General features: G+C 57.9%; 1 protein-coding gene. It reads right to left on the reverse strand.

Annotated features, from left to right (window positions below):
• Positions 1 to 114 precede the first annotated feature (114 nt).
• A partial coding sequence (locus HP459_RS22960; RefSeq protein WP_171936927.1) for an NCS2 family permease occupies positions 115 to 1350 on the reverse strand: 1236 nt, incomplete at its 5' end.

The following is a 1350-nucleotide window of genomic DNA, read 5'->3' on the forward strand; positions in this document are numbered from 1 at the left end:
ATATTAAGCGGGTTAAAACCTGATAAAAAAGCCCGGTGGCGCTAGCGCTTACCGGGCCTACACTCATCAGTAGGTCAGGTAAGCGAAGCGCCACCTGACACCACAAACCGCACCTTAGTGCGCGTCAATAAACACAATCTTGAGCACAAACAGCAGCGCCACAATCATCACGCACGGGCTGAGTTCGCGGAAACGGCCGGTACCGATCTTCATCACACAGTACGAGATAAAGCCCAGCGCGATACCTTCGGTGATCGAGAAGCTGAACGGCATCATCACCGCGGTAATAAACGCCGGAACGGCTTCCGTCAGATCTTCCCACTTCACGCGCGCCAGGCTCGAGGTCATCAGCACGCCGACGTAGATCAGCGCGCCAGCTGCCGCGTACGGTGGCACCATCCCCGCCAGCGGAGAGAGGAAGATCACCAGCAGGAACAGCAGACCCACGACTACCGCCGTCAGGCCAGTACGGCCGCCCACGGACACGCCGGAAGAGGATTCAATGTAAGCGGTAACAGACGAGGTGCCGATGAAAGAACCCGCAACGGACGAGATGCTATCCACATACAGCGCCTGCTTCATGCGCGGGAATTTGCCTTTCTCGTCCGCCAGACCCGCTTTGTCCGTCACGCCAATCAGCGTACCGGAGGAGTCAAACAGGTTGACCAGCATGAAGGAGAAAATCACTCCGGCCAGACCCAGGTTCAACGAGCCCGCCAGATCAACGTGACCAATCACGGTAGAAACGCTCGGTGGCGCAGAGACAATACCGCTGTAATGCACGTCACCCAGCATCCAGCCCAGCAGCGTGGTCACGATGATAGAGACCAGCACCGCAGCGTGAATGTTACGCGACGCCAGGATCGCGATAATAAAGAAGCCCAGCACGCCCAGCAGCACGCTGTGAGAGGTCAGGTTACCAATGCTCACCAGCGTTTCCGGGTTCGCCACGATTACGCCAGCGTTTTTCAGCCCCATCATGCCGATAAACAGACCGATACCGCTGGTGATGCCCACGCGCAGGCTCACGGGAATGTTCGCAATCATCCAGTAGCGCACACGGAAGATGGTCAGCAGCAGCAGGCCGACCGCGCCCCAGAAAATAGCCCCCATCCCAACCTGCCACGGCAGGCCCATCGCCTGAACCACCACGAACGCAAAGAACGCATTAAGACCCATTGCCGGGGCCAGCGCCACGGGCAGATTAGCGAAAATGCCCATCAGGATGCTGCCAAGGGCCGCGATCAGACAGGTGGTAACAAAGACGGCGCTGGTGTCCATGCCAGCCACGCCCAGAATTTGCGGGTTAACGAAAACGATATAGACCATCGTCAGGAAGGTAGTAAAACC

It is taken from the genome of Enterobacter sp. CM29, from assembly GCF_013179605.1.
GTDB lineage: Bacteria > Pseudomonadota > Gammaproteobacteria > Enterobacterales > Enterobacteriaceae > Enterobacter > Enterobacter intestinihominis.